A 23,689-nucleotide genomic window follows, 5' to 3' on the forward strand; every position below is an offset into this window, starting at 1 on the left:
GCGGGCGCGCCCCGGCGCCGGGGGTAGCGTGGGGGCCATGACCGAGAGCAGTACCGTCACGCGCTTCGACCCGCGGGTGCACGCCACCCGCCTCACCAGGGCCGCGGATCTCGCCGCCGAGCGGGACCTCGCCGGCCTCGTCTTCGGCACCGGCCCCGACCTGCAGTACCTGATCGGCTCCGCGGTGAGCTCCCATGAGCGGCTCACCGCCCTGGTCTTCGATGACCGGGGGCGGGCCACCCTGGTGCTGCCCGCGGTGGAGCGCGGCAGCCTCGCCGACTGCGCGGTCGGCGAGGTCGACTGCGCGGTGCGGCTGTGGGAGGACGGGGAGGACCCGCACCTCATCGTCGCGGATCTGCTGGACATCGCCGCCGGGAGCCGGCTGGGCGTGGGCGCGGGCCTCACCGCGGATCATCTGCTGCCGATCCTGGAGGCCACCGGGGCGGCCCCGGTGCTCGCCGGGGAGGTGCTCCGGGAGCTGTTCATGCGCAAGGACGACGCGGAGCTCGCCCAGCTCACCGCCGCCGGCGCGGCCATCGACCGGGTGCACGCCCGGGTGCCCGCGATGCTGCGCCCGGGGCGCACCGAGGCGGAGGTGGGCGAGGAGATCGCCGCCGCCATCGTCGAGGAGGGCCATTCCGCGGTGGACTTCGTCATCGTCGGCTCCGGGCCGAACGGGGCGAACCCGCACCACGACGTCTCCGACCGGGTGCTCGCCGCCGGCGATGTGGTGGTGGTGGACATCGGCGGCACCTGGGGCGCGGGCTACCACTCCGACTGCACCCGCACCTACGTGCTCGGCGCCAACGCCGAGGCGGAGGCGGTGTACGCGGTGCTGCGCCGCGCCCAGGAGGCCGCGGTCGCCGCGGTGCGCCCCGGGGTCACCGCCGCCGAGATCGACGCGGTGGCCCGCGGGGCCATCGCCGGGGCCGGCTACGGGGAGGCCTTCATCCACCGCACCGGGCACGGCATCGGGCTCAGCCTGCACGAGGAGCCCTTCATCATGGCCGGCAACGACCTGGTGCTGGAGGAGGGCATGTGCTTCTCCGTGGAACCGGGCATCTACCTCGCCGACCGCTTCGGGATGCGCCTGGAGGACATCGTGGCGGTCACCGCGGACGGGGCGCGCACCCTCAACAACGGCGACCGGGCCCTGGTCGCCGCCGGCGCGGGGGAGCACTGAGATGGGCCATGTGCTGATCCTCGGCGGCACCTCGGAAATCGGCCTGGAGGTCGCCGAGCGGCTCGCCCCCGGCAACGCGGTCACCCTCGCCGCCCGCCGGGTCGACGCCCTGGACGGCCCCGCCGCCCGGCTCACCGCCGCGGGGGCGACCGTGGTGCACCGGCTGCGCTTCGACGCCGACGAGATCGACGCCCAGCCGGGGGTGCTCGACGCGGCCTGGGCGCACGGGCCCGTGGACACCGCGGTGATCGCCTTCGGGGTGCTCGGCGAGCAGGACCGCGACGAGCGTTCCGGGACCCGGGTGGCGGCGGTGATCCACACCGACTTCACCGCGCACGCCGCGGTGGCCACCGAGCTGGTGGCCCGGATGGCGCCGGCGGGGGGCCGGATCCTGGCCTTCTCCTCCATCGCCGGGGCCCGGGTGCGCCGGCCCAACTACGTCTACGGCTCCGCCAAGGCCGGCCTCGACGGGTTCCTGCAGGGCCTGCAGGACCGGCTGCACGGCACCGGGGTGCGGCTCACCATCGCTCGGCCCGGGTTCGTGATCGGGCGGATGACCGCCGGGATGGACCCCGCCCCGATGTCCTCCACCCCGGACCAGGTCGCCGAGGCCGCGGTCGCCGCCCTCGACGCGGGGCGGGACCACGTGTGGATCCCGGCCCGGGTGGGGGCGCTGGCCTGGCTGACCCGCTGGGTGCCGCGGCCGATCTGGCGCCGGATGCCGCGATGAACGGCCCCGGCCGGCTGACGGTCGTCGGCATCGGCGCCGAGGGCCACGCCGGCCTCGCCCCGGCCGCCGCCGAGGCGCTGGCCCGCGCCACGGTGGTGGTCGGCGCGCCCCGGCAGCTTGGGCTCTTGCCCGAATCCCTCGCCGCCCGGCGGGTGCGGCTGCCCACCCCGCTGCGCGAGGGCCTGCCGGGCCTGCTCGCCGAGCTCGCCGCCGACCCCGGGTTGGGCGGGGTGGCCGTGCTGGCCAGCGGGGACCCCATGTTCCACGGGATCGGGGTGACCCTGGCCCGGCTGCTCGGCCCGGGGCGGCTGCGGGTGCTGCCCGCGCCGAGCTCGGCGGCGCTGGCCTGCGCCCGGCTGGGCTGGGCGCTGCACGACACCCCGGTGGTCTCCCTGGTCACCGGGGAGGTCGCCGAGGTCGCCGCGGTCGCCGACCGGGGCCGGCGGTTCCTGGTGCTCGCCCGCGACGCCGGCTCCATCGCCGCGGTCGCCGCCGTCCTCGCCGCACGCGATCCCGGCGCCGGGCTCACCCTGCTCGCCGACCTGGGCGCGGCCGGGGAGCGCATCGCGCACGGCACCGCGGCCGCGCCCCCGGAACCGGCCGGCGCCCTGCGCATCCTCGCCGTGACGCCCACCGCCCCGGCCCGGGCCTGGTTGGCCGACGCCGACTTCGACACCGACGGCCAGCTCACCAAATCGCCGATCCGGGAGCTCACCCTCGCCGCGCTCGGCCCCGGCCCGGGCCGGCTGCTCTGGGACATCGGCGGCGGCACCGGCTCCATCGCCATCGAATGGGCCCGGCACGGCGGCCGGGCCGCCTGCCTGGAGCGCGACCCGGACCGGGTGCGCCGGATCCGGGGCAACGCCGCCCGGCTGGCCCCGGTCACCGTGGTGGAGGGCACCGCCCCGGGGGATCTGGGCCTGCTCGCCGGGTGCGGCGCCCCGGAGGCGATCTTCATCGGCGGGGGGCTCACCGCGCCCGGGCTGGTGGACGCCTGCGCGGCGGCGCTGGCCCCGGGCGGGCGGCTGGTCGCCAATGCGGTGACCGTGGAATCGGAGCGGGTGCTGTGGGCGGCCCGGGAGCGCCACGGCGGGGAGATCCGCCGGGTGCAGGTGGATCACCCCGGTAAAGTCGGTGCTTTCACGGTGCTGCGCCCGGCCCTGCCGGTGACGCAGTGGATCGCGGATCCGCCGCCGCCGGGCGGCGGGGGAGGAGCACCATGACCGTCTACTTCATCGGCGCCGGCCCCGGCGCCGCGGACCTGCTCACGCTGCGCGCGGATCGGCTGATCCGCTCCTGCCCGGTGTGCCTCTACGCCGGATCGATCGTGCCGGAGGAGGTGCTGGCGAACTGCCCCGCCGGCGCCGAGGTGGTGAACACCGCGCGGATGCCGCTGGACGAGATCATGGCCATCATCGCCGCCGCCGACGCCCGCGGCGCCGACGTCGCCCGGCTGCAGTCCGGCGATCCCAGCGTGTGGAGCGCCCTGGCGGAGCAGGCCCGGCGGCTCGCCGCCGCCGGCATCGACTACGAGATCGTGCCCGGGGTGCCGGCCTTCGCCGCCGCCGCCGCGGCGCTGGGCCATGAGCTCACCGTGCCCGAGGTGGGGCAGTCGGTGGTGCTCACCCGGGTCTCCGGGCGGGCCTCGCGGATGCCGGCGGGGGAGACCCTGGCCAATTTTTCGGCCACCGGGGCGACCCTGGCGGTGCACCTGGCCGCCCACGACATCGACCGGGTGGTCGCGGAGCTCACCCCCGGCTACGGCCCGGACTGCCCGGCGGCGGTGGTGGCCTTCGCCTCCCGCCCGGAGCAGGTGATCCTGCGCGGCACCCTGGCCGACATCGCCGCGGCCACGAAGGGGGCCGGGGTGAGCCGCACCGCGGTGATCCTGGTCGGGCCGGTGCTCGCCGCCGAGGGCTTCCCGGACTCCTACCTGTACTCCGCGGACCGGCCCCGGGACGCGCACGGACGGACCCTGCCATGCGTGCGCTGATCCTGGGCGGCACCGCGGAGGGCCGCGAACTCGCCGCCCGGCTCACCGCCGAGGGCTGGGCGGTGACCTCCTCCCTGGCCGGCCGGGTCGCCGCGCCCCGGCTGCCGGTGGGCCGGGTGCGCATCGGCGGCTTCGGCGGCCCCGCGGGCCTGGCCCGGCATCTCGTCGAGGAGGACGTCACCGTGCTGGTGGACGCCACGCACCCCTTCGCGGAGCGGATCTCGATCTCCGCGGCGGAGGCCGCCCGGGCCACCGGGGTGGCCCTGGTGGCGCTGCACCGGCCGGCGTGGACCCCCGGCCGCGGCGAGGAGTGGCTGGAGGTGGACTCCATGGCGGAGGCCGCCGCCCTGGTGCGGCGGCGCTTCCGGGCGCCCTTCCTCACCATCGGCCGCCAGCAGCTGGCGCATTTCGCCGAGGACGCCGAGGGCCGCTACCTGATCCGCTGCGTGGACGAGCCGGAGCCGCCACTGCCGCCGAACCGGACGGTGGTGCTCTCCCGGGGGCCCTACGAGGTCGCCGCCGAGCGCAAGCTGATGCGCGATTACGCGGTGGACTGCCTGGTGACGAAGAACTCCGGGGGCGCGGCCACCCACGCCAAACTGGAGGCCGCCCGGGATCTGCGCAAACCGGTGGTGATGGTGCGCCGGCCGCGGCTGCCCGGGGCGGATATCGCCGTGGTGGTCGAGGACGTCGACTCCGCGGTGCGGGCCGCCCGCCGCGCCGGCTGGACCCGGTAGCACCGGTCCCGGTAAGCATCCCCACGCTGTCACATATAGCGTGTCAGTTGCCATACGAGACAGCAGCGCATACTCTTGTCCATGGCTGCCCCGTCGACGTCGAGGACCCCACGGATGAGAATCGTGTTCGAGGATGAGGAGCGTCGCCGCCTCGCCACCCAACCTGGGACGCGCACGAGGCGATGGCCCGATGAGGTCACCCGCCGGTACCGCCGCCGCATCCAGCAGATCGGGGCGGCACGCGATGAGCGGGACCTCCGGGCGATCCGCGCACTCAACCTCGAAAAGCTCAAGGGAGACCGGGCCGGGCAATGCTCGATCCGCATCAACCGGAAATACCGACTCATCCTGAGATTCGACACCCGGGACGACGGACGGGTGGCCATCATCATCGATGGCCTGGACTATCACTGAGGGACGGAGGAGACCATGGACATCAACGTGGCGGAGGCCTTTCCGCCCGGCGGGTTCATCGAGGAGGAGCTGGAGGAGCGCGGCTGGACCCAGGAGACGCTCGCCGAGATCATGGGCGTCGATCGCCAGATCGTCTCCGATGTCATCGGGGGCCGCCGCCGCATCTCGATCCGGACCGCCCGGCGCCTCGGTGCCGCGTTCGGCACCTCGGCCGAGTACTGGCTCAATCTCCAGAACCTCTACGAGCTGCACGTGGAGGGGCAGTCCGCATCGGATGAACAGCTCTCGGACGTGCAGCGCCGGGCCCGCCTGAATGAGCTGGCGCCGATCTCGGCCCTCCAGCAGCGTGGGCTCCTGCCGGCGGAACCGCTCACCGCCGTCGAGGCCGAAGTCTGCCGTCTATTCGGGATGGACTCCATCCACGATGAACCGGCGGACTATCGGATGGCCGCACGCCGGTCGAATCGGGTCGCGGACATGACCCCGCTCCAGCGCACGTGGGTCGCCCTGGTCCGTCGACGGGCGGAGGACATGCCGGAGGTGGCGCCGTTTTCCGAGGACGCCTTCCGGGAGATGGCCCGAAAGACCGCGCAGCTGACCCGGGAACCGGAGTCGCTGGCCGAACTACCCCGCCGTTTCGCCGAGGTCGGCGTTCGCCTGTGCCATATCGGCGCGCTGCCCGGAAGCAGGATCGACGGGTGCACGATGTACCTGGACGAGGCCGGCCGGCAGCCGATAGTGGGAATCTCCGGCCGGGGCAAACGCTTCGACAAGGTCCTGTTCACCATTCTCCACGAGCTGGCCCACCTGGCCTGCGGGCACGTCTCGCCGAACGCCCCGGTCGTCAGCGAAGGGGAGCATGTCGACGGGATCGAGCGGGAGGCCGATGATCTGGCGGCGACCTGGCTGCTCCCCGAGGGCCTGGCGACGCCCCCGGCGCGGATCCGCCGCCCCTGGGTCGATGAACAGGCCGCGAAAAACGGGGTTCATCCGATCGTCGTGATCGGCAGACTGCAGCATGAGGGGCGGATCCCCTGGCGGAGCGCACTGGCCCGCAACGCCCCCCAGGCGACGGAATACCTGGCGCGGTGGGCGTGAGGATCGCCCCGGCGGGTCCCGGGGCGCTCAGCGGCGGCCGGCGGCGAGGTTGAGCACCGCCGCCCGCCAGTAGCCGTACTCCCGGGGCTGATCCTCCCGGTAGGCGCGCACCGCCCGGATCCCGTCGTCGATCCGCTCGATCTCCTCCTCGGTGATGTCCTGCCCGGCGGCGCCGACGAAGATCACCGGCCCGGAGATGGCGGTGGTCGGGTCGGTGAAGAAGGCCGGGTCGCCGGTGGCGGCGGTGTTGCGGCCCAGGGAGGCCACCGGGTTGGGTTCGGCGCCCTCGGCCTGCGCCCGCGCCGAGTACAGGCCGGCGTAGGTGGTGCCGTCCTCCTGGAAGGCCACCGACACCCGATCCTCGTCGACGCCGCCGAGGAACTGGCCGGCGTGGTCGAGCTCGAATCCGATGCGGCGGCTGGTGAGATCGGGGTTGACGAGGTAGCCGTGGATCACGGGGGCCTTTCCGGGGTCGGCGGCCGGGCGCGGCCGCGGGGGAGGGGTGACCCCGCCATTCCAGCACCCCGGCGCCGGCCGGGCCGGTCCGCCGCGGCGATGTCCGCCGATGTTCACCGGATCGTCATCGCCGGTTCCCCGCCCCGACCGCGGGCGGCCGCCCGGCACCCGCACCCGGGGGTGCCGGGGCCGCGGGGCGATGGCCCGGCGCCGGGCCTAGAGCGAGTCGCCGAAGTCCTCCCGGAACTTCGCCACCAGCGCCGCCGGCCACGGGGTCCGCGGGGTGAGCCGGCCGTAGAAGAAGCGCAGGATCTCCGGCTCCTCCTCCCACTCCATGCCGCCGATGAGCCCCCGGTTGCGGTAGAGCCACTCGATCCGGTCCACCGCGTAGTTGATCTGGGAGAGGGTGAACACCCGCCGGGGCAGGGCGAGCCGGACCAGCTCCATATCCGCCAGGGGCTCCACGCCCTCGGCGTCGCGGGCCTCGCTCATCGTGCCGCGCTCCATGCCGCGCACCCCGGAGGCGAGGAAGATCGCCGCGGCCAGGGCGGCGGCCGGGTACTCGGTCTGCGGGACGTGGTCCAGGAAGGCCATCGCGTCGATATGCGCGCCGAGCCCGCCGGCCGGGGTGATCACCGGGATGCCCCGGTCGGCGAGCTCGCCGACCATGTACTCGATGAACTGGGGGCCCTGGTTGATCATGTCCTCGTCCATGGTCTCCTCCAGGCCGACGGTGATCGCCTCCATCTCGCGCACCGACATGCCGCCGTAGGTGAGGAAGCCCTCGAACAGGGGCACCAGGCCGCGCATCCGCTTGTACATCGCCTCCTCGCGCAGCAGGATGCCGCCGCCGCGGCCGAAGCCGAGCTTGCGGGCGGAGAAGTAGATCACGTCGCAGAGATCGGCGATCTCGCGGGTGATCTCCCGGATCGACATATCCCGGCAGGCGGGTTCGCGCACCTTGTTGAAGTGCAGGTTGTCCGCGAGCAGGGAGGCGTCGAGCACCAGCGGGATGCCGTGGGCGCGGCACACCCCGGCGGCCTCGCGCAGGTTGGACAGGCTGAAGGGCTGGCCGCCGATCAGGTTGGTGCCGGCCTCCATGCGCAGGTAGCTGACCCCCTCGGCGCCGCGCTCGGCGATGAGCCGGCGCAGCGCGTCGACGTCCAGGTTGCCCTTGAAGGGGTGCTCGCTGGTGACCTCCAGGCCCTCGGGCCGGATCAGCTCCGCGATCTCGCCGCCGTGCTCGACGATGTGCTGCTTGGAGGTGGTGAAGTGGTAGTTCATCGGCACCACGGTGCCGGGGCGCACCAGCACCCGGGAGATGATGTTCTCCGCCGCGCGGCCCTGGTGCGCGGGCAGGAACCAGTCCATGCCGAACAGCTCGCGGAGCTTGTCCTCCAGCCGGGTGTAGGTCGCGGAGCCGGCGTAGGCGTCGTCGGCGTCGAGCATCGCCGCCTGCTGCTCCTGGCTCATCGCGTTGACCCCGGAGTCGGTGAGCATGTCCAGGAACACGTCCCGGTTCTGCAGCAGGAAGGTGTTGTAGCCGGCCCCGGCGATCGCCTCGGCGCGGTCCTCCACGGGCAGCAGGGTGAGCTTCTGGATGATCCGGACCTTGTGCATCTCCAGCGGGTACTGCTTTTCGCCGTGGAACCTGACCTTCGACATGGGGGCCTCGTTTTTCTTCATCGCGGAAACGGACCAATCCATGATGGCAGCCGGGCGGACCTAAATCACCTGCCCGCCTCCCCGGGGGCACCCCCGTAGCGGCGGGCGGTGTACACCCGGGTGCCCCCGGCGCCGTCCGGGTAGGCCACGGTGGTCGAGGCGCCGATGATGAGCATGGTGCGCATGTCCACCACCTCGGGGTCCACCCCGGCGAGGGTGGTGACGGTGACCTCCTCCTCGGCGGCGCCGACCGCCCGGGCGACCACCACGGGGGTGTCCGGGCCGCGGTGCGCGCCGACGATGCCGAGCAGCTCCACCACCTGCCGGCGGCGGCTGCGCGAGGCCGGGTTGTACACCGCCATCGCCATGTCCGCGGCGGCGACCGCGGCGACCCGGCGGGCCACCACCGGCCAGGGCTTGAGCCGGTCGGAGAGGGAGATCATGGCGAAGTCGTGGCCCAGGGGGGCGCCGACCCGGGAGGCCACGGCCTGGGCGGCGGTCATCCCGGGCACGATCCGCACCGGCACGCCCGCCCAGCGCGGGTCCCGGGCGACCTCGAGCACCGCCGCGCCCATCGCGAACACCCCGGGGTCGCCGGAGCTGACCACCGCCACCCGGGCCCCGCCGGCGGCGAGATCCAGGGCCATCGCGGCGCGCTCGGCCTCCACCCGGTTGTCCGAGGGGTGCCGGCGCTGCCCGGGGCGCTCCGGCACCCGGTCCACGTAGGTGCCGTAGCCGACGACGTCGGTGGCCGCGGCGAGCTCCGCGGCGGCCTCCGGGGTGAGCCAGCGCGCCGGCCCCGGACCCAGGCCCACCACGACCACCTCCCCGTCGCCGGGGGCGCCGGCCGCGGCGGCGGCGCGCCGGCCGGCGACCGCCGAGGGCACCACGGCCACGGCGAAATAGGGCACCGCGGCGTCGTCCACCTCGGCCAGCGGGGCGGTCCAGCCGTCGCCCATGGTGGCCCGGGCCACCACCCGGGCCCGGTCGAGCATCCCGGCGGCGGCGAGCACCCGGCGCACCCGCCCGACGTGCCCGCCGAGCTTCATCACCACCAGGGCGTCCGCGGCCGCGGCGGCGGCGGCCAGCCGGGGCTCCCCGGCGGTGGCGGGCAGCACGGTGAGGATCTCCCCGGCCTCGGCCAGGGGTTCGCCGAGCGCGGCGGCCGCGGCCGAGGGCGAGGCCACCCCGGGCACGATCTCCTCCGCGTACTCGGCCAGCGCCCGGTGCAGGTGCTGGTAGGAGCTGTACAGCATGGGGTCGCCGAGGCTGGCCACGGCCACCGAGCGCCCGGCGGCCAGGTGCGCGCCCAGCCGGGCGGAGGCCTCGGCGTAGAAGGCGGCCATCCGCTCGGCGTAGTCCGGTCCGCCCCCGGCGGTCACCGGGTAGGTGAGCTCCTCCTCGATCGCGGGGGCCTCCCGGCCGGCCAGGGCGTCCGCGGCGATCCGGCGGGCGGTGGAGCCGCGCGGGCCGGCGTGGTAGGCCACCACGTCGGCGGTGCGCAGCAGCTCCACGGCGCGCAGGGTGAGCAGCCGCGGGTCGCCGGGGCCCAGCCCGATGCCGTAGAGCCGGCCCGGCCGCGCCCCGCTCACCGGATCTCCGCCGCGCAGGCCAGGGCGTTCACCGCGGCGACGGTGATCGCCGAACCGCCGCGCCGGCCGCGCACGGTGAGGTGCTCCACGCCCAGCCCGGGGGCGTCGGCGAGCACCGCCTCCTTGGATTCGGCGGCGCCGACGAAGCCCACCGGCAGCGCCAGCAGCGCCGCCGGCCGGGGCAGCCGGCCGGCGGCGATCCCCTCGAGCAGGTGGAACAGGGCGGTGGGCGCGTTGCCGATGGCCACCACCGCCCCGGCCAGGGCGTCGCCCCACAGCTCGATCGCGGCGGCGGTGCGGGTGGTGCCCAGCGACTCCGCGAGCCCGGGCACCCGGGGGTCGGCCAGGGCGCAGCGGACCTCGTTGCCGGCGGGCAGCCGCCGCCGGGTCACCCCGGCGGCGACCATGGCGGCGTCGGCGAGCACCGGGGCGCCGGCCTCCAGCGCGGCCCGGGCGGCGGCGACCACGCCGGGGGAGAAGACGATGTCCCCGGCCAGGTCCACGTCCCCGGCGGCGTGGATCATGCGCACCGCCACCGGCTCCTGCTCGGCGGTGAAGGCGGCGAGATCCGCCTCGGCCCGGATGATGGCGAAGGAGCGCCGGTAGATGGCGGCCCCGTCGGTCTCGTAGCGGTACCTGCTCATGCCTGGGAATCTACCGCCGGCGGCCGGCGCCCGGCGCGGTCGGTGACCTCGTACTCGCCCTCGGCGACGGCGAGGTAGTCCACGAACCCGGTCTTCGGCGCCCCGCAGCGGCGTTCGCAGCCGGAGAAGTGCACCCGGCCGGCGGGCAGCAGGTTGCCGGCGATGCCCGCCGCGGCGTCGCCGCGGGTGTCCGCCACCGCCTTGGCGCAGGCCGGCGCCCCGGTGCAGGCGCTGACCCGCAGCCAGTCGGAGGCGGCGTCGAAGACCAGCCCGGCCGGGGCCAGGGCCCGCACCGCCGCCTCGGCGATGTCCTCGTCCAGGTCGAGCAGCACCAGCGAGTAGCCGGCGGTGACCCGCACCGGGCAGTCCAGGTGGGCCAGCGCCCGGGCGATCCGGCCGGGCAGCACCCCGAAGCGCAGGCCCGCGGCCAGCGCCACCCGGCCGTCGTCCTGGGTGAGCCAGCCCACCGGCGCCGGCGGCGGCGCCGGGGCCGGGGTGGGGGCGCGGCGCTCCCGGTGCGCGGTCACCGCGGCGGCGACCTCCGCGGCCCGGCCGGATTCGGCGATCTGCCAGGCGTCGCCGCGCAGCGCCGCCCAGGCCCGGGCGGCGTCATGCAGCAGCGCCGCGGCGGATACCCGCCCGGCGCGGTGCCCGGTGGGCGCACCGGCCAGGATCAGCTCGAACTCCTCCCCGCCGAGGGCGAGCAGCCCCAGGTCGGGGGCCTCGGCGAGCACGTCGCCGCGGCCGTCGTCGATGGCGATGAGGGTGCGCCCGGGCAGCTCGGCGAGCACCGGGTCGGCGCACAGCGCCGCATCGACCTCCTCGACCAGTCCGCCGACGTCGGCGGCGCCGCCGAGCCGGCCGGTGAGCGGGGAGGACAGGATGTTGCGCATCCGGTCATGGGCGGGGTGCGGCAGCAGGCCGGCGGCGGCGACCGCCGCGGCGAAGCCGGCCGGGTCGGCGATACCCCGGATCTGCAGGTTCCCGCGGGAGGTCAGGTGCACGTCGCCGTCGCCGAAGCGTCCGGCGAGGTCGGCGAGATCGCCGAGCACCCGGGCGTGCGCCCGGCCGCCGGGCAGCCGGATCCGCCCGATCGCGCCATCGGCGGCCTGGTGCACCCGCCGGGCGCCGGGGCAGCGGTCGCCGCGGTCGCGGTGCTGGGTGGGCTGGGTCATGCCGCCATGCTACGTCGCCGTCCCGCCGGGTAGGCTCGGGTAACCAACCGAACATCCGCACCGACGCCGGTGCGCGGGGAAGACGGTGAGATTCCGCGCGGTCGCGCCACTGTGAGAGCCAGACCCCCGCGCGCCGGGCTCGCCGACGCCGCGGGGCGCATGCACCCCGGGAAAGGCCCACCCGACGTGATTCTGCTGCTGTCGACCTCCGACACCGATCTGCTCTCCGCCCGCGCCGCCGCCGAGGCGGAGGCCCACGTGGCCTACCGCTGGGCGAACCCGGCCCGGCTGCCCGCCGGGGCGCTGGCGGACCTGCTCGAGGGCGCGGACATCGCCGTGGTGCGCCTGCTCGGCGGGCGCCGCGCCTGGGAGGAGGGGGTCGCCGAACTGCTCGACTCGCCGGTGCCGGCGGTATTCGTCTCCGGGGAGCAGGCCCCGGACGCGGAGCTGACGGAGCTGTCCACGGTGCCGGCGGGGGTGGCCACCGAGGCGCACACCTACCTCGCCGAGGGCGGCCCGGACAACCTCGCCGCGCTGCACGACTTCCTCTCCGACACGCTGCTGCTCACCGGGCACGGCTTCGCCCCGCCGCGCCGGCTGCCCGCCTGGGGGGAACTGGACCGCGCCGAATGGGCCGCCGCCGAGCCCGCCGCGGACGCGCCCCGGGTGGGCATCGTCTACTACCGCGCGCAGCACCTGGCCGGCAACGTCGGCTACATCGCGGAGCTGGCCCGCGCCGTGGAGGCCCGGGGCGCCCGGGCGGTGCCGATCTTCGCCGCCTCGCTGCGCACCGCCGGGGCGGATCTGCTCGCCGAGCTGGGCCGCTGCGACGCGATCATCACCACCGTGCTCGCCGCCGGCGGCACCCGGCCGGCGGTGGCCCAGGCCGGCGGGGACGAGGACGCCTGGGACGTGCGCGAGCTCGCCGCCCTGGACCGGCCGATCCTGCAGGGCCTGGCGCTGACCGGGCCCCGGCGGGCCTGGGCGGACTCCGATGAGGGGCTCAGCCCCCTGGACGTGGCCACCCAGGTGGCGGTGCCCGAGTTCGACGGCCGGATCATCGCGGTGCCCTTCTCCTTCAAGGAGATCGACGACGACCAGCTCATCACCTACGTGCCGGATCCGGAGCGCTGCGCCCGGCTGGCCGGGATCGCGGTGCGGCACGCCCGGCTGCGGCACCTGGCCAACGCGGAGAAGCGGATCGTGGTGATGCTCTCGGCCTACCCCACCAAGCACGCCCGGATCGGCAACGCGGTGGGCCTGGACACCCCGGTGTCCACCCTGAAGGTGCTGCGCGCGCTGCACGCCGCCGGCTACGACCTCGGCGATGTCTCCGCCATCCCCGGCTGGGCGGAGGACGACGCCGAGCTCGACGGGGACGCCTTCATGCACGCGGTGATCGACGCCGGCGGCCAGGACCCGCAGTGGCTCACCGAGGAGGTGATGGCCGCCAACCCGCTGCGGCTGCCCGCCGCGGCCTACCGGCGCTTCTTCGACACCCTGCCCGCGGAGCTGCGCGAGGCGATGACCGCCCACCACGGGGCGGCGCCGGGGCAGCTCTACGTGCACCCGGACACCGGGGACATCTACATCGCGGGCCTGGCCTTCGGCAACGTGGTGGTGATGGTGCAGCCGCCGCGCGGGTTCGGGGACAACCCGGTGGGCATCTACCATGACCCGGACCTGCCGCCCACCCACCACTACCTGGCCTGCTACCACTGGCTGGCCCTGGACCGGGACCGCGGCGGCTTCGGCGCGGACGCGGTGGTGCACATGGGCAAGCACGGCAACATGGAGTGGCTGCCCGGCAAGACCGTCGGCCTGTCCGCGGCCTGCGGCCCGGACCAGGCGATCGGGGAGCTGCCCCTGGTGTACCCCTTCCTGGTCAACGACCCCGGAGAGGGCACCCAGGCCAAGCGCCGGGCGCACGCCACCCTCGTGGATCACCTGATCCCGCCGATGGCGCGGGCGGAGTCCTACGGGGACATCACCCGCCTGGAGCAGCTGCTCGACGAGCACCAGAACATCTCCGCGATGGACCCGGCGAAGCTGCCCGCGATCCGGCAGGAGATCTGGACGCTCATCACCGCCGCGCAGATGGACCGGGATCTGGGCTGGGAGTCCCGCCCGGACGAGGAGGTCTTCGACGACATGCTGATGCACGTCGACGGCTGGCTGTGCGAGATCAAGGACGTCGCGATCCGCGGCGGGCTGCACATCCTCGGCGACGCACCCACCGGGGAGCAGCTGGCGCAGACCGTGGGCACCATGCTGCGCGCCCGGCAGCTGTGGGGCGGGGAGGTCACCCTGCCGGGGCTGCGGGAGGCCCTGGGCCTGGCCGAGGACGGCTCGGAGAGCCGCACCCGGGTCGACGACGTCGACGAGCTGGCCACCTCCCTGGTGCGCCGCCTGATCGCGGGGGAGGACCCGGAGGGGATCGCCGGGGATCTGCCGGGGGGCGCGGACCGGGCGGCGGTGGCGGCGCTGCTGGGCTTCACCCGGGACGAGATCCTGCCCCGGCTGGCCGGCACCGCCGAGGAGATCCCCCGGATCCTGCACGCCCTGGACGGCGGGTTCATCCCCGCCGGGCCGGCGGGCTCCCCGCTGCGCGGGCTGGTGGGGGTGCTGCCCACCGGGCGGAACTTCTACGCCGTGGACCCCAAGGCGGTGCCCTCCCGGCTGGCCTGGGAGACCGGGCAGGCGCTGGCCGACGGGCTGGTGGAGCGCTACCGCGCCGATCACGACGGGGCCTACCCGGCCTCGGTGGGGCTGTCGGTGTGGGGCACCTCCGCGATGCGCACCTCCGGCGACGACATCGCCCAGGTGCTCGCCCTGCTGGGGGTGCGCCCGGTGTGGGACGAGGCCTCCCGCCGGGTCACCGGCCTGGAGGTGATCGACGCCGCGGAGCTGGGCCGGCCCCGGATCGACGTCACGGTGCGCATCTCCGGGTTCTTCCGGGACGCCTTCCCGCATGTCATCCACATGCTCGATGACGCGGTGCAGCTGGTCGCGGGCCTGGACGAGGCCCCGGAGGAGAACCTGGTGCGCGCCCACGTCGCCGCCGACGGGCACTCCCGCCGGATCTTCGGCTCCAAGCCGGGCACCTACGGGGCGGGGCTGCTGGAGCTCATCGACTCCGGATCCTGGCGCGATGACGCGGACCTGGCGGCGGTGTACACCACCTGGGGCGGCTACGCCTACGGCCGCGGCGTGGACGGGGTGGAGGCCGCCGAGGACATGCGGGCGGCCTACCGCCGGATCCAGGTGGCGGCGAAGAACACCGACACCCGGGAGCACGACATCGCCGACTCGGACGACTACTTCCAGTTCCACGGCGGCATGGTCGCCACCGTGCGGGCGCTCACCGGCGCCGCCCCGGAGGCCTACATCGGCGACTCCACCCGGCCGGACGCGGTGCGCACCCGCACCCTGCACGAGGAGACCCGCCGGGTGTTCCGGGCCCGGGTGGCCAACCCCCGGTGGGTGGCGGCGATGCGCAACCACGGCTACAAGGGCGCCTTCGAGATGGCCGCGACCGTGGACTACCTCTTCGGCTACGACGCCACCACCGGGGTGCTCGACGACTGGATGTACGAGACGCTCACGGACACCTACGTCGGCGATGAGGTGAACCGGGAGTTCTTCGACGCCTCGAACCCGTGGGCGCTGCACGACATCTCCGAGCGGCTGCTGGAGGCCGCCGACCGGGGGCTGTGGGAGTCCCCGGACGCGGCCCGCCTGGAGCTGCTCCGGGAGACCCTCCTGGAGACCGAGGGGGACCTGGAGGACCGGTAGCATGGCGGCCATGACACGGGTTGCGGCATTCGGCTACGTCCTCGTCGAGGCGATCGCCTTCTGGGCGGTGGGCAGGTGGCTCGGCTTCGGCTGGGCGCTGCTCGCCCTGGCGGGGCTGTTCGCCCTCGGCGTGCTCTTCGCCGCCGCGCAGCTGCGCGCGATCACCGCCCGCGCCCTGGCCGGCGGCCGGGCCGGGGAGGGCCCGGGCACCATCATGGCGGACACCGCCCTGGTGATCCTGGGCTGCCTGCTGGTGGCCCTGCCCGGGTTCGTCAGCACCCTCGCCGGGCTGATCGCGATCGCCCCGCCGACCCGGGCGCTGATCCGCCGGGGCCTGGGCGCGGCGGCGCTGGCCTGGGTGCAGCGCACCGCCGGGCAGTCGCTGACCATCGTGGAGCACTACGGGGTGCGCCGGCCGGGCGCGGAGACCATCGACATGCCCGACGGGGTGGAGATCCCGGACCCGGATGATTTCCGGGATCCCCCGGGCCCGGACCGCGGGTGAGCCGCCCCGGGCCGCGGGCGGCCGCGGCGCTGCGGCTGGCCGCGGGCGCGGCCTCCGGGGCGGCGCTGGCCGCCTCCTTCGCCCCGATCGGGTTCACCCCGGGCGGGCCGGCGGCGGTGGCCCTGCTCATCGCGGCGCTCACCGGCCGACCCTCCTGGCCGCTGACCCTGACCGTCGGCTTCGCCCATGGCGCGGCGGCGGCGCTGGTCGCCCTGGGCTGGATCGGCTCCTTCGTCGGCGCCGGGCCGTGGCTGGCGCTGTGCGCGCTGCTGGGGCTCATCCAGATGGCCACCGCCGCCGGGATCCGGGTGATCCGGGGCGGCCGGCTGCCCGGGGCGGTCTCCGCCGCCGGCGCCGCGGCCTGGGTGATCGCGGTGGAGGCGCTGCTGGGCCGGTGGCCCTTCGGCGGCTTCCCCTGGCTGCGGCTGGCCTTCGGCCAGGTCGACGGCCCGCTGGCGCAGCTCGCCGCGATCGGCGGGGCCCCGCTGGTGGGCCTGGCCGCCGCGCTCATCGGCGCCGGGGTGGCCGAGGCCGCCCGGCCGGGGGCGGCCGCGCGGCACCGGATGGCCGGGGCGGGGCTGGCCGCGGCCGCGTTGGCCGCGGGGCTCGCCGCGCCCCATGACGCCGGCGGGCCGGGGGAGCCGGTGCGGGTGGCGGCGGTGCAGGGCAACGTGCCCCGGCTGGGCCTGGAGTTCAACGCGCAGCGCCGGGCGGTGCTGGAGAACCACGTCGCCGCCACCCGGGAGCTCGCCGAGGCGGTGGCCGCCGGCCGGGAGCCGCGCCCGGATCTGGTGATCTGGCCGGAGAACTCCGCCGACGTCAGCCCGCTGACCGATCCGGCGGCGGCCCGGCTGGTGGCCTCGGCGCAGGCCGCGATCGGGGCGCCGATCCTGGTGGGCACCTTCAGCTACGACGGGGCGCCGCGCAACGCCATGATCGTCTGGGACGACGACGGGGCGGGGGAGCGGCACGAGAAGAAGCGGCTGCAGCCCTTCGGCGAGTGGATGCCCTACCGGGGGCTGCTGCGCCACGTCACCGACCTGGTGGACCTGGCCGGGGATCTCGCCCCCGGCTCCGGGGACGGGGTGGTGCACGCCCGGGGCATCGCCCTGGGCGTGGCGACCTGCTACGAGGTGGTCTTCGACCAGGCCTTCCGGGAGTCCGCGGCCGCCGGGGCGCGGCTGCTGGCCACGCCCACGAACAACGCCACCTTCGGCTTCACCGGGATGACCTACCAGCAGCTGGCGATGAGCCGGCTGCGCGCCATCGAGCACCGCCGGGCGGTAGTGGTCGCCGCCACCTCCGGGGTGAGCGCGATCATCGACCCGGACGGGGCGGTGCTCGCCGAGACCGGGATCTTCGAGCGGGCGGTTTTGACCTCGACGCTGCCCTTGCGCGATGATCCGACCATGGCCTCCCGGCACGGGGCCGCCATCGAGGCGTGCATCGCCGCCCTGGCCCTCCTGGCCGCGGCGGCCGCCGTATCCCCAGCACGAAGGAGTCAGGGTGTCGCAGCCCAGCAGCCGGACGCTCGTCATCATCCCGACGTTCAATGAGCGGGAGAACCTGCCCCTGGTCATCGGCCGGCTGCGGCGGGCCCGGCCGGAGGCGGAGGTGCTCGTCGTCGACGACAGCTCCCCGGACGGCACCGGGGAGCTCGCCGAGGAGCTCGCCGCCGCGGACAATAATGTGCATGTAATTCACCGCAGTGTGAAGGACGGCCTGTGGGGCGCCTACCGCACCGGCTTCCGCTGGGGCCTGGAGCGCGATTACGCGGTGCTCTGCGAGATGGACGCCGATGGCTCGCACGCCCCGGAGCAGCTGCACCGGCTGCTCGACGCCGTGGACGCCGGCGCCGATCTGGCGATCGGCTCGCGCTACGTGCCGGGCGGGTCCACGGTGAACTGGCCGGCCAGCCGGCAGCTGCTCTCGCGGGGCGGCAACCTGTACATCTCGCTGGCCCTCGGCGCCGGGATCCGGGACATCACCGCCGGCTACCGGGCCTTCCGCCGGGAGGTGCTGGAGGCGCTCGACCTGGACGCGATCGGCGGGGCGGCGTACCTGTTCCAGACCGAGGTGGGCTTCCGGGTCAAGGAGGCGGGCTTCACCGTGGTGGAGGTGCCGATCACCTTCACCGAGCGCGAGCTCGGCGAGTCGAAGATGGACTCCAGCTTCGTGGCGGCCTCTCTGGCGGAGGTCACCAAATGGGGGATCCGGCACCGCGCGGGCCAGCTGCGGGAGCTGGCCGGGCGGCTGCGCCGCCGGCTCGGCCGCTGAGCGGCACGGCACGGGCCCCGGCCCCGGCGCGGTGGACGCGCCGGGGCCGGGGCCCGTACCGGAAAATGAGGGGGATGCGCGGGGGAGCGGCTACTTCTTCGCCTGCTCCGCGGCCTCGGCCTCCTGCTGCTGCTTGAGCAGCCGGGCGGCGTTGCGGCGGCGCTTGCGCAGCAGGTCGATCCGCTCGTCGAGGAGCACGTCGAGCTCCTCGATGCTGCGCCGCTCGCGGAGCATGTCCCAGTGCGTGCGCGGGGGCTTCACCGGCTTGGCCTCGGTGCCCTCGCCCTCGATCAGCTTGCCGACCTGGCCGTTCTTGCACAGCCACTCGCCGGGGATCTCCGCGTCCTCCGCGAAGGGGACCTCGTAGACGTCGCCGTCGTCGGTCTGGTACTTCACCATCCGACGGGGCGCGAGGTCGTGATCGCGATCCGTCTCATAGGACACGGCGCCCATGCGGCTGCCGCGCAGAACTCGATCCGCCATATGCTGCTTCCTCCCGTTGCTCCCGCAGTCGCCCGGGCGGGGCGCCCGCGGCGTCGACCCGCCATTATATCCCGGTTCGCGCGGGAACCGCCAGGGGGATAGGCTGCCCGGCATGAGCGAGCGGACTCCGGCGCACTGCCTGTGGTGCGGCCGGGAAATCGAGTCGCCGGGCCGGGGCCGGCCCCGGCGGTACTGCGGCCAGTCCTGCCGGCAGCGCGCCTACGAGGCCCGCCGCGGCGGCCGCGGGGCCGGGCCGGTGGATGCGGTGGCGCTGTCCCGGGCCACCGTGGCCCGGCTGCACGACGGGCTCTACGAGCTGCGCTGCGCGGTGGAGGACATCGCCACCGCCGCCGAGGAGGGCGCCGGGCACGAGCAGATCGCGGCCCTGGCCGCCGACGCCCTGGACCTGGCCCGCGAGCTGGACAAACTGCGCTGACCGGGGACCGGGCCGGGCGATACCCGCCCGGGGATCGACGGGGGTTACCATGGTGCCCATGAAGAAGACCCTGTTGACCCTGATCGCCGTCGCGATGGTGACCGCGGCCATCGTCATCGTCGGCCCGGCGCTGTACCGCCTGGCCACGTCCGATGGCACGCACACCGAGGATTTCACGGTGTCCGGGCTGCCGCCGGCGAGCGCCGGCGTCGACGGGGACTGGGACATCGTCGCCGGCAAGGGCCGCAACACCACCGCGGTGGGCTACACCTTCGGCGAGCTGCTGCCCTCGGACGCCCGGACCACCTCCGGGGCCAGCCAGGCGGTCACCGGGTCGGTGCGAGTGCGCGACGGCGAACTCGTCGAGGGCGAGGTCGTCGTGGACATGACCGAGATGCGCTCGGACATCGAGCGCCGCGACATCAACGTGCGGATGACCATCTTCTCCACGGACGAGTACCCGCAGGCCCGCTTCGAGGTCGCCGAGCCGGTGGACGTCTCCGGGGTGCCCGAGGACGCGACGCCGACGACCGTGGACGTGCCGGGCCGGCTCACCATCCGCGGGGTGACCCGGGACGTGGTGGCGCCGATGGAGGTGATCCGCACCGGGGACCACATCCTGATCACCTCGGATCTGCCGATCAACCGCCTGGAGTACAACGTGCGCACCCCGGACTTCGCGGCGGCGCTCATCGACGAGGACGGGGAGCTGAACATCCGCCTGGTGCTGGAACCGGCCGGCGGGGCGGCGAACTGACCGGGGGAAACGACCCCCGCACCCCGCCCCTTTTCGTCACTGTGACGTAAATAGGGGGCATGTCCGGGTCGGGGGGAGCGCCCGAATCCGGGCCCCGATCGACGACGAGGAGACGAGGACGCGATGCCGACGACCACCCTGGACTCGATGCTCATGGCGCGCCGGGTGCGCATCGGGCTGCTCGTGGTGTTCACCCTGGCGATGAGCTGGGAGCGGATGTACCTGCTGAGCGTGGTGGGCCTCGGGCTCATCGCGCTGACCCTGTGGCAGATGCGCCGGATCCGCGAGGAGATCGCGGTGCGCGCCGCCGACGCGGCCGCCGCCGATCCGCATGCCGGCCATGAGGTGATCGACGACCCCGGCCCGTCCCGGGACCGCTGAGCGCCACCGGACCGGGCCCCTCCCGCCCATTGTCCGATAATATACATTATGACATTACGGCTCCGGGGGCGCCGCCCCGAGTTGGCGCCGGCGCCGCCGCCGGTTTAGCGTTGCCGGGTATTCGCAGATGATTCCATGACCATCCGCCCGCCCCCGGCGGCGCCGCCCCCGAAGGATCCCATGAGCCAGACCGCCACCGCGGCACCCGAAGACGCCCCCGTCGACCACCGCCCGGACGGCGCCGGCGCCCCGACCTCCGTGCTGGGCAGCCTGCGCTACGCCTTCTCCAGCGGCGCCCGGCTGCGCACCGAGGTCCTCGCCGGCCTCGTCGTCGCCCTGGCGCTCATCCCGGAGGCGATCAGCTTCTCCATCCTCGCCGGGGTCGATCCCCGGGTCGGCCTCTTCGCCTCCTTCACCATGGCCGTGACAATAGCGTTCACCGGCGGCCGGCCGGCCATGATCTCCGCCGCCACCGGCGCGATCGCCCTGGTCATCGCCCCCGTCGCCGCCGCGCACGGCCTGGATTACCTCATCGCCACGGTGCTGCTCGGCGGGCTCATCCAGATGGCCCTGTCCGCCCTCGGCGTGGCCCGGCTGATGCGCTTCATCCCCCGATCGGTGATGATCGGCTTCGTCAACGCCCTGGCCATCCTGATCTTCGCCGCCCAGATCCCGCATCTGCTGGGTGTGCCCGGCCTGGTCTACCCCATGGTGGTCATCGGCCTGCTCATCGTCTACCTGCTGCCCCGGCTCACCACCGCGGTGCCCGCGCCCCTGGTGGCCATCATCGTGCTCACCGCCGCGACGGCCGCCTTCGGCTGGTCCGTGCCCGATGTCGCCGACCAGGGCGAGCTGCCGCGCACCCTGCCCGCCCTGCTCCTCCCCCAGGTGCCGGCGACCTGGGAGACCCTGCGGATTATCGCCCCCTACGCCGCGGCGATGGCGATCGTCGGCCTGCTGGAGTCGCTGATGACCGCCAAGCTCGTCGACGACATCACCGACTCCCACTCGGACAAGTCCCGGGAGGCCCTCGGCCAGGGCGCGGCGAACGTGGTCACCGCCTTCTTCGGGGGCATGGGCGGCTGCGCCATGATCGGCCAGACCATGATCAACGTGCGCGCCTCCCGGGCCCGGACCCGCCTGTCCACCCTGCTCGCCGGGATCTTCCTGCTCATCCTGGTGGTCAGCCTCGGCGACCTGGTCGGCCGGATCCCGATGGCCGCGCTGGTCGCGATCATGATCATGGTCTCGGTGTCCACCATGGACTGGCATTCCCTGCACCCGACCACCCTGCGGCTGATGCCGCGCAGCGAGACCGCGGTGATGGCCACCACCGTCGCCGCCACCCTGATCACCCACAACCTCGCGGTGGGCGTGGTGCTCGGGGTGCTCACCGCCATGGTCATGTTCGCCCGCCGTATCGCGCATCTGGTCGAGGTGGAGCAGGTCGCCGAGCTGGACACCGACCACGACGGCCGGGTGGACACCCGCCGCTACCGGGTCAACGGGCAGCTCTTCTTCGCCTCCTCCAATGACCTGGTGTACAGCTTCGACTACACCGACGACGCCCGGCACATCATCATCGACATGACCGGCGCGGACATCTGGGACGCCTCCACGGTGGCCACCCTGGACTCGATCACCCGCAAATACCGTGAGCGCGGCAAGGAGGTCTCCATCATCGGCCTGGACGGGGCCTCCCTGGAGCGCCTGCAGCGGCTCTCCGGCCGGCTCGGCGAGGGCGCCTGAGGCCGCTCCCCCGCTCCCCCATCGGGTGAACCCGGCTCAGGCGTCGGCGAGCACCTGGGCGGCCACCTCCGGCCCCGCCCCGCGCCGGCGCCCCGCCGGCCGCAGCCGGCGGGCGATGAGCGCCAGCAGGATGCCCGCCACCGCGCTCATCACGATCGCCCCGCCGGGGCGCACGTCGATGGTGTAGGACACGCTCAGCCCGATGGTCATGTGCACGACGCCCAGCGCCACCGACACCGCCATCGCCTGCCGGTAGCTGCGGCAGAGCACCAGCGCGGTGGCCACCGGCAGCACCATCAGGGAGACCACCAGCAGCGCGCCCACCACCTTCGCGGCCAGGGCCACGGTCACCGCGGCCAGGGCGGTGAAGCTGGCGTTGGCCAGCGCCACGTTGGTCCCCGACAGCCGCGCCAGGGTGGGGTCCACGGCGATGTCCAGGTGACTGCCGTAGAACATCACCGAGGTGCCCACCACCAGCAGGAAGACCACGGCGGTGGCCCACATGTCGGCATCGGTGACCGCGGTGATGGAGCCGAAGAGGTAGGAGTCGAAGGTCCGCCCCGAGGGCGCCAGATCGCTGAGCAGCACCGCCAGGCCGAGGCCCGCGGAGAGCGTCACCGCGGTGGCCATGTCCCCGTACTGGGGCCATTTCCGCCGGATCGCCTCGATCAGGAAGGCGCCGGCCACGGCGGTGAGGATCGCCCCGGTGACCGGGTTGAAGCCGGCGATGAGGCCCAGCGCCACCCCGGCCAGGGAGGTGTGCGAGAGCGCGTCCGACATCATCGAGGTGCGCCGGTTGACCATCACCACCCCGATCAGCGGGATCGCGGCGGAGAGCATCAGGCCGACGATGAAGGTGCGGCGCACGAACTCGAATTCGGCGAGCAGGCTCAGCATCGGATCAGGGTCCCTTCTTCCATGCGGTAGGTGGTGGTCACCGCGAGATGGCGCTGCACGGTGGCGAGGTCGTGGGTGACCACCACGATGCTCATGCCGAGGTCCTCCCCCAGTTCGCGCAGCAGATCGAGGAAACCGGCCCGGCTGTCCTTGTCCACCCCGGCGGTGGGCTCGTCGAGCACCAGCAGCCGGGGTTCGGCGAGCAGCGCCCGGGTGATCATCACCCGCTGCTGCAGTCCCCCGGAAAGCTCCCCGAAGGGCACGTCGAGGTAGTCGGCCAGGCCCATCCGGCGGAATTCGGCGTCGGTGCGCTCCCGGTGCACCCGGCGGGGGATCTTCACCGGGCCGAAATCCCGGGTGAGCCCCTGCACGGCCAGTTCCCGGGAGGTGATCGGGAAGGAGATCTTGGCCATCACGTTGGCCTGCGGCACATAGCCGACGTGGCGCAGCCCGGTGCGCCCGCCGACCTCCTGGCCGAGCACGGTGAGCTCCCCGGCGTCACGGGGCAGTTGCCCGATGAGGACCTTCAGCAGGGTGGATTTGCCGCAGCCGTTCTCCCCGGTGAGCAGCACGGTCTCCCCGGGGGCGACGTCGAGGTCGACGCCCTTGAGCACCGGGAAGCTGCCGAAGGAGAAGCGCAGGCCGCGGGCCCGGATCGCTGGTGTGGTGGTGTCTGTGGTCATGGCGGTGGCCGTGATGCGCCCTTCCGTGTCGGGTGGCCG

At 74.5% G+C, this 23,689-nt stretch carries 23 protein-coding genes; 15 read left to right on the forward strand and 8 right to left on the reverse strand.

What is annotated here, in order from left to right; genetic code table 11:
- Nucleotides 1–37 precede the first annotated feature (37 nt).
- The 7 genes from CSPHI_RS06560 to CSPHI_RS06590 all read left to right on the forward strand — a co-directional run bounded on the left by CSPHI_RS06560 (nucleotide 38) and on the right by CSPHI_RS06590 (nucleotide 6,155).
- Nucleotides 38–1,183, forward strand: coding sequence for a M24 family metallopeptidase (locus CSPHI_RS06560; protein ID WP_075692036.1), 1,146 nt, complete (start codon nucleotides 38–40; stop codon nucleotides 1,181–1,183).
- 1 nt (nucleotide 1,184) lies between these two features.
- Entirely contained in the window at nucleotides 1,185–1,913 is a 729-nt protein-coding gene (dprE2, locus tag CSPHI_RS06565; RefSeq protein ID WP_075692037.1) for a decaprenylphospho-beta-D-erythro-pentofuranosid-2-ulose 2-reductase, read from the forward strand.
- On the forward strand, nucleotides 1,910–3,136 hold the full coding sequence (locus CSPHI_RS06570; RefSeq protein ID WP_075692038.1) for a bifunctional cobalt-precorrin-7 (C(5))-methyltransferase/cobalt-precorrin-6B (C(15))-methyltransferase: 1,227 nt from the start codon (nucleotides 1,910–1,912) through the stop codon (nucleotides 3,134–3,136). Before dprE2 ends, CSPHI_RS06570 begins: the two co-directional genes overlap by 4 nt.
- A complete protein-coding gene (gene cobM, locus CSPHI_RS06575; RefSeq protein ID WP_075692039.1) occupies nucleotides 3,133–3,906 on the forward strand; it encodes a precorrin-4 C(11)-methyltransferase in 774 nt (257 codons plus the stop codon). Before CSPHI_RS06570 ends, cobM begins: the two co-directional genes overlap by 4 nt.
- Nucleotides 3,894–4,643, forward strand: coding sequence for a cobalt-precorrin-6A reductase (locus tag CSPHI_RS06580; protein ID WP_075692040.1), 750 nt, complete (start codon nucleotides 3,894–3,896; stop codon nucleotides 4,641–4,643). The genes cobM and CSPHI_RS06580 overlap by 13 nt, the downstream gene beginning before the upstream one ends.
- Before the next feature lie 114 nt (nucleotides 4,644–4,757).
- Nucleotides 4,758–5,057, forward strand: coding sequence for a type II toxin-antitoxin system RelE/ParE family toxin (locus CSPHI_RS06585; protein ID WP_075692041.1), 300 nt, complete (start codon nucleotides 4,758–4,760; stop codon nucleotides 5,055–5,057).
- Nucleotides 5,058–5,072: 15 nt separating this feature from the next.
- On the forward strand, nucleotides 5,073–6,155 hold the full coding sequence (locus CSPHI_RS06590; RefSeq protein ID WP_075692042.1) for a HigA family addiction module antitoxin: 1,083 nt from the start codon (nucleotides 5,073–5,075) through the stop codon (nucleotides 6,153–6,155).
- Nucleotides 6,156–6,182: 27 nt separating this feature from the next.
- Here the strand turns inward: CSPHI_RS06590 and CSPHI_RS06595 are convergent, their stop codons facing one another.
- The 5 genes from CSPHI_RS06595 to CSPHI_RS06615 form a co-directional block, all read right to left on the reverse strand.
- Entirely contained in the window at nucleotides 6,183–6,611 is a 429-nt protein-coding gene (locus CSPHI_RS06595; RefSeq protein ID WP_075692043.1) for a hypothetical protein, read from the reverse strand.
- Between the two features lie 216 nt (nucleotides 6,612–6,827).
- Complete coding sequence (locus CSPHI_RS06600; protein WP_075692044.1) at nucleotides 6,828–8,276, reverse strand: tryptophanase; 1,449 nt, start codon at nucleotides 8,274–8,276, stop codon at nucleotides 6,828–6,830.
- 65 nt (nucleotides 8,277–8,341) lie between these two features.
- Nucleotides 8,342–9,868 carry a precorrin-3B C(17)-methyltransferase gene (gene cobJ, locus CSPHI_RS06605; protein WP_075692045.1) on the reverse strand — a complete coding sequence of 509 codons (1,527 nt, stop codon included), beginning with the start codon at nucleotides 9,866–9,868 and terminating at the stop codon, nucleotides 8,342–8,344.
- Entirely contained in the window at nucleotides 9,865–10,512 is a 648-nt protein-coding gene (locus CSPHI_RS06610; protein ID WP_075692046.1) for a precorrin-8X methylmutase, read from the reverse strand. The genes cobJ and CSPHI_RS06610 overlap by 4 nt, the downstream gene beginning before the upstream one ends.
- Complete coding sequence (locus CSPHI_RS06615; protein ID WP_075692047.1) at nucleotides 10,509–11,687, reverse strand: hypothetical protein; 1,179 nt, start codon at nucleotides 11,685–11,687, stop codon at nucleotides 10,509–10,511. The genes CSPHI_RS06610 and CSPHI_RS06615 overlap by 4 nt, the downstream gene beginning before the upstream one ends.
- Nucleotides 11,688–11,873: 186 nt before the next feature.
- Between CSPHI_RS06615 and cobN the strand changes: the two genes are divergently transcribed.
- From cobN to CSPHI_RS06635, 4 genes are read left to right on the forward strand one after another with little or no spacing between them, the layout of a single operon-like run.
- Nucleotides 11,874–15,482 (forward strand): cobaltochelatase subunit CobN, encoded by a 3,609-nt coding sequence (cobN, locus tag CSPHI_RS06620; protein ID WP_245803280.1) that lies wholly within the window; start codon nucleotides 11,874–11,876, stop codon nucleotides 15,480–15,482.
- Nucleotides 15,483–15,492: 10 nt separating this feature from the next.
- Nucleotides 15,493–15,987, forward strand: coding sequence for an FxsA family protein (locus tag CSPHI_RS06625; protein WP_075692049.1), 495 nt, complete (start codon nucleotides 15,493–15,495; stop codon nucleotides 15,985–15,987).
- Nucleotides 15,984–17,543 carry an apolipoprotein N-acyltransferase gene (gene lnt, locus CSPHI_RS06630; RefSeq protein ID WP_075692050.1) on the forward strand — a complete coding sequence of 520 codons (1,560 nt, stop codon included), beginning with the start codon at nucleotides 15,984–15,986 and terminating at the stop codon, nucleotides 17,541–17,543. The genes CSPHI_RS06625 and lnt overlap by 4 nt, the downstream gene beginning before the upstream one ends.
- Nucleotides 17,494–18,264, forward strand: coding sequence for a polyprenol monophosphomannose synthase (locus CSPHI_RS06635; RefSeq protein ID WP_075692051.1), 771 nt, complete (start codon nucleotides 17,494–17,496; stop codon nucleotides 18,262–18,264). The genes lnt and CSPHI_RS06635 overlap by 50 nt, the downstream gene beginning before the upstream one ends.
- Nucleotides 18,265–18,354: 90 nt before the next feature.
- Here CSPHI_RS06635 and CSPHI_RS06640 read toward each other — a convergent pair whose 3' ends face one another.
- Entirely contained in the window at nucleotides 18,355–18,747 is a 393-nt protein-coding gene (locus tag CSPHI_RS06640; protein WP_075692052.1) for an RNA polymerase-binding protein RbpA, read from the reverse strand.
- 112 nt (nucleotides 18,748–18,859) lie between these two features.
- On the opposite strand from CSPHI_RS06640, the gene CSPHI_RS06645 reads away from it, so the two are divergent.
- From CSPHI_RS06645 to CSPHI_RS06660, 4 genes are all read left to right on the forward strand, one after another.
- Nucleotides 18,860–19,183: a hypothetical protein gene (locus tag CSPHI_RS06645; RefSeq protein WP_075692053.1), complete on the forward strand. Its 324-nt coding sequence runs from the start codon at nucleotides 18,860–18,862 to the stop codon at nucleotides 19,181–19,183.
- Between the two features lie 58 nt (nucleotides 19,184–19,241).
- Nucleotides 19,242–19,940 carry a YceI family protein gene (locus tag CSPHI_RS06650; RefSeq protein WP_245803281.1) on the forward strand — a complete coding sequence of 233 codons (699 nt, stop codon included), beginning with the start codon at nucleotides 19,242–19,244 and terminating at the stop codon, nucleotides 19,938–19,940.
- Nucleotides 19,941–20,063: 123 nt separating this feature from the next.
- Nucleotides 20,064–20,321 (forward strand): hypothetical protein, encoded by a 258-nt coding sequence (locus CSPHI_RS06655; RefSeq protein ID WP_075692055.1) that lies wholly within the window; start codon nucleotides 20,064–20,066, stop codon nucleotides 20,319–20,321.
- 180 nt (nucleotides 20,322–20,501) lie between these two features.
- A complete protein-coding gene (locus CSPHI_RS06660; RefSeq protein WP_084210458.1) occupies nucleotides 20,502–22,070 on the forward strand; it encodes a SulP family inorganic anion transporter in 1,569 nt (522 codons plus the stop codon).
- A 36-nt stretch (nucleotides 22,071–22,106) separates the two neighbouring features.
- On the opposite strand, the gene CSPHI_RS06665 is transcribed toward CSPHI_RS06660, so the two are convergent.
- Both CSPHI_RS06665 and CSPHI_RS06670 read right to left on the reverse strand, forming a co-directional pair.
- A complete protein-coding gene (locus CSPHI_RS06665) occupies nucleotides 22,107–22,967 on the reverse strand; it encodes a metal ABC transporter permease (protein WP_075692056.1) in 861 nt (286 codons plus the stop codon).
- Nucleotides 22,961–23,650 carry a metal ABC transporter ATP-binding protein gene (locus CSPHI_RS06670; protein WP_075692057.1) on the reverse strand — a complete coding sequence of 230 codons (690 nt, stop codon included), beginning with the start codon at nucleotides 23,648–23,650 and terminating at the stop codon, nucleotides 22,961–22,963. The genes CSPHI_RS06665 and CSPHI_RS06670 overlap by 7 nt, the downstream gene beginning before the upstream one ends.
- Nucleotides 23,651–23,689 lie beyond the last annotated feature (39 nt).

This window comes from Corynebacterium sphenisci DSM 44792 (assembly GCF_001941505.1).
Taxonomy (GTDB): Bacteria; Actinomycetota; Actinomycetes; order Mycobacteriales; family Mycobacteriaceae; genus Corynebacterium; species Corynebacterium sphenisci.